Below are 4413 nucleotides of genomic sequence, written 5' to 3' on the forward strand. Positions count from 1 at the left end.
CGCATGAGCGCGGTTGTGGCCGCGTGGAGTGGACGGCGCTGGATTGGAATGTGAACGCTCAACAAGTCTATGAGCAGCGCATCGGTGCCAAACGCATGAGCGAGTGGCTGCTCTACCGCATGACGCGCGAAGACATGCAGCGCCTTCTCGACCGCGACGCGTCCTAGAACGACATCGTTGGCACGTCGATCAGAGAATAAACCTCGACAGGATCAGGCTGCCCCTTCACCGGATGAATGCCAGCGTTTTGGTAGAGTTGCAGCCCATCTGGCCAGCCATTGAGAAACGGCGCACCAGCAAGCACAGGCACCTGCAGCTTGCGGGTCAGGCTCTCGATACGGAAGGTCACGTTCACCGCTTCACCCACAGCGGTGTTCACTCCACGGCCCATGGCACCCAGGGCGACATCACCAATGTTCAAGCCGATGTGGCAATGAACTTCCAGGTTCATGTTCTCCTTCAGCCACTTGCGCTTGGGAGATTCACTGGAATCAGGGCTGCTGAGAATCTTGGCGGCCTCGGTCGCCTTGATGCGAGAACTGATGTCATCTCCTGGCCAGTAGGCAAAGACACCGTCGCCGATGAACTTGTCGATGATGGCATCGCGGGTTTTCAGAACCTTCTCGCACTGCGCATACCACTCACGCAGCATGGCAGCCACTTCCTCAGCGCTGAGCTGGGAGGATATGGTCGTGAAGTTGCGCAAATCGCCCACAAGCAGGGTGGCGCGCACGGTCTTGACCGGCAGCGCGATGGTATGCAGCGACTGCGTGCTGACGTTGCCAGACTCGCTCGGTGGCCGTTCTTCGTCCTGGCTGTCAAAAATAAAGGTGCTGGTGCCAAATTGCACGCGATCACCATGCCGCAGAGCCCGCGCCGTGGTCACCGCCACGTCGTTGACGAAACTGCCGTTCGCGCTGCCAAGATCGGAAACCCAGAACAGCTGCCCGTCCCGCCGGATCGTGGCGTGCTGGCGTGAGACACCACCGTCCACCAGCCTGATGCTGGCATCAGGGCTGCGCCCGACCAGATTGAAGTCCTCGAGAGTGATCTCGAGTTCTTTCTCCAGTGATTTGAGTGTGGCGCCCATGTGAGTGGTTAAAGGAAATGCTCTTTTGAAGCAATTTACACGCCGCAAGTCAAGCGCGGTCGTCTTCTAGCTACAAGGTTTTTCGCAGGTTCTTTCGAAAGCGTTGCGGCATCTTGAAAATCAACTCTTAATTTCACCCTGTTTATGGCTGGACGCGACGATATATTTGCCATTACCGCAGGCACCTCCACCATGGTGAATGCATCGGTTTTTTAGCAGGCGAATCATCGGCGTCGTCTTCCTGACTTTTTGGGCTGTCGCCAGCATTGTGGGTGCGCATGTGGTGCCTAATATGACAGTCGAGGCGGAATTCGACTCCACAGGCGGCTACACGCTGCGCATCAATGTCGATCCACGCACCTTTCTCGCCTCCGATCCCACCTCCCTGCCGCCCGTTCCGGCCTCATGGTACCTAGAGCAGACACCCGATCAGGTCGCCGCGACCCATGAAAAAGCGCAGCAATACCTCGCCAGTTCGCTTGGGTTGCTCTTTGAAGGAAAAAAAACCATCCTGCCAGCCTGCAAAATTCGGGCCATGGAAGGTGCTGACAACACACCCCTCAAGGCAGACACTCAGGAAGTACATCTGCTCGCCACCGCCAGCGGCCAGCTGCCGACGAATTCCACCACCTTCCAGGTCGATTTTGCCAAAGATGCCAACACCAGCCTGATCCTGCTGCACTCCATGGCGGGAAAGACCGAACTTCGTCCTCAGGTAATATTCCCGGGAGAGACAAGCCGTCCCTTCCAGCTCCACGTGGTCGCAGCTGCAGTCACGCCACCCGGCGCCCCGGCATCTAAGGGCAATAACATCTATCTGATCATCGCGATCTCCGTGTCATGCATCGTGATCATCACCGGCTGGCTGCTGCTCAGCCACTACCGCCACCACCACCGTGCGCACCGAAAGCCTGGTGCTGGAAAAATGTGAAAAACTACCTCTTTCATGCCTTCGAAGCGGGGTTAATCCTGTCCCCCGCCGCATGTCAGATTCCTTCGTCCATCTCCATCTCCACACCGAATACTCGCTGCTAGACGGCGCTGTGCGCATTGATGCGCTCATGAAACGCGTGAAGGAGCTGAACATGCCTGCCGTGGCCATGACCGACCATGGCAATCTCTACGGCGCCATCGACTTTTACATGGCCGCCAAAAAGGCCAAGGTGAAGAGCATCATCGGCTGCGAGGCCTACCTCGCCCCCGGCTCCATGATGGACAAAAACGAAGTGCCGGGCCGCAAGCGCTCCTCGCATCTCACGCTGCTCGCCTCCAGCAACGAAGGCTTCGAAAATCTCTCCAAGCTGATCACCAAGGGCCACCTCGACGGCCAGTGGTACAAACCCCGCGTGGACAAAGACGCCTTGCGTGAGCACGCCAAAGGCCTCATCTGCCTCAGCGGCTGCATCAACGGCGAAATCAACGAACTGCTCCTCTCCGACCGCAAGGACGAGGCGGAAAAAAGCCTGCTGGAGTTTCGCGACATCTTCGGCCCCGAAAACTTCTACCTCGAAATCCAAGATCACAACATGGAGGCCCAGCGCAAGAGCGCGCGGCAGATGATCGAGTGGGGCAAGCAGTACGATCTGAAGACCGTCGCCACCAACGACGTCCACTTCCTCAATCGCAGCGATCACGAGTCCCACGACATCATGATCTGCATCGGCACGGGCGCGAGCATCTACGATCAGAACCGTATGACCTACTCCCCGGAGGTCTATTTCAAGACCGCCGAGGAAATGCGCGCCCTGTTCTCCGAAGTGCCCGAGGCCTGCGACGCCACGCTGGAAATCGCCGAGCGCTGCGATCTGAAAATCCACCTCGATTCCACCAGCATCGAGCGCTACCCGCAGTACCCGATGCCAGAGGGCGGGGACCGAAATGAATACCTGCGCAAGCTGACCATGGACGGCCTCGAACTCCGCTATGGCCGCGACCGCGCACTCAATGACGCAGTGCTGCATGAGCGCATGGAGGTGGAGCTCGCCCTGCTGAAGGAGAAAAACTTCACCAGCTATTTCCTCATCGTCTGGGACTTCATCAACTGGGCCCGTAAGCACGACATCCCCGTCGGCCCCGGTCGTGGTTCCGCCGCCGGATCACTCGTCGCTTTCTGTCTCGGCATCACAGACATCGATCCGCTCCGCTTCGAACTCGTGTTCGAACGATTCCTCAATCCCGAGCGTGTCAGCCCTCCCGATATCGATATCGACTTCTGCCAGACACGCCGTCCGGAAGTCATTCAGTACGTCCGCGAAAAATACGGCGATCTCAGCGTCTGCCATATCATCACCTTCGGCACCATGGGTGCCAAGTCGGTCATCCGCGACGTCGGTCGCGTCATGGGCTGGAGCTACGGCGACAGCGACGCGCTGTCGAAGATGATTCCGAATGAATTGAACATCGACTTGGAGGAGTCGGTGAAGAAAAACCCCGATCTCGCCGCGAAGCTCGAGTCCGACGGCAATGCGCAGGAACTCTGGCGGCATGCCACCTTCCTCGAAGGCCTCACGCGCGGCACGGGCGTTCACGCCGCCGGTGTCGTCATCGGTGATCGCCGTCTCGACAACTTCATCGCCCTCACACGAGACAAGGAAGACGCCATCCTCTCGCAGTATGCCATGAAGCCGCTCACCGAGCTGGGCATGCTCAAGATGGACTTCCTCGGCCTCAAAACGCTGACGGTGATCCACGAAGCCGAGTACTGGATCCACAAGCGCGTCCCCGGCTTCAGAGTGGCCGATGCGCCCCTCGAAGACACCAAGACCTTCGATCTCATCAAACGCGGCGAAACGGTCGCCGTCTTCCAGATGGAATCTGGTGGCATGGTCAACACCTGCAAACAGCTCGGTCCTGACACCATCGAGGAAATCATCGCTATTCTGGCGCTGTATCGTCCCGGCCCGATGCAGTTTATTCCAGACTACATCAAGCGTAAGAAGGGTGAGGAGAAGGTGGACTACCCACATCCGCTGCTGGAGAAGATCTCCAAGGAGACCTACGGCATTCTGGTCTATCAGGAGCAGGTCATGCAGGCCGCGAACTTGCTCGCCGGCTTCTCCCTCGGACAAGCTGACTTGCTCCGCCGAGCGATGGGTAAAAAGGACGCCGCAGAGATGGCCCGTCAGCGTCTCATCTTCGTGGAAGGCTGCCTCAAGACGAACGACATCCAGGCCAAGCTCGCGAACTCCATCTTCGACTTGCTCGAAAAATTCGCGCAATACGGCTTCAACAAGTCGCACTCCGCCGCCTACGGAATCGTCACGTACCGCACGGCCTACCTGAAGGCAAACTACCCCGTCGAATTCATGGCGGCGGTGCTCAGC

The 4413-nt window shown here is 58.3% G+C and carries 3 protein-coding genes; 2 read left to right on the forward strand and 1 reads right to left on the reverse strand.

The annotated features are described in order from the left end of the window. Positions 1-163: 163 nt before the first annotated feature. Positions 164-1090 (reverse strand): FHA domain-containing protein, encoded by a 927-nt coding sequence (locus ACIREA_RS27325; protein ID WP_397385487.1) that lies wholly within the window; start codon positions 1088-1090, stop codon positions 164-166. Between the two features lie 199 nt (positions 1091-1289). Here ACIREA_RS27325 and ACIREA_RS27330 point away from each other — a divergent pair, with 199 nt between their 5' ends. Both ACIREA_RS27330 and dnaE read left to right on the forward strand, forming a co-directional pair. Further along, the gene (locus ACIREA_RS27330) at positions 1290-2021 is read left to right on the forward strand and encodes a hypothetical protein (RefSeq protein ID WP_397385488.1); all 732 of its coding nucleotides are present in this window, start codon (positions 1290-1292) and stop codon (positions 2019-2021) included. Positions 2022-2073: 52 nt separating this feature from the next. Beyond that, positions 2074-4413 (forward strand): DNA polymerase III subunit alpha (gene dnaE, locus ACIREA_RS27335; RefSeq protein ID WP_397385490.1); only part of this gene is annotated, 2340 nt, incomplete at its 3' end.

The organism is Prosthecobacter sp. (assembly GCF_044373815.1).
Taxonomy (GTDB): domain Bacteria; phylum Verrucomicrobiota; class Verrucomicrobiia; order Verrucomicrobiales; family Verrucomicrobiaceae; genus Prosthecobacter.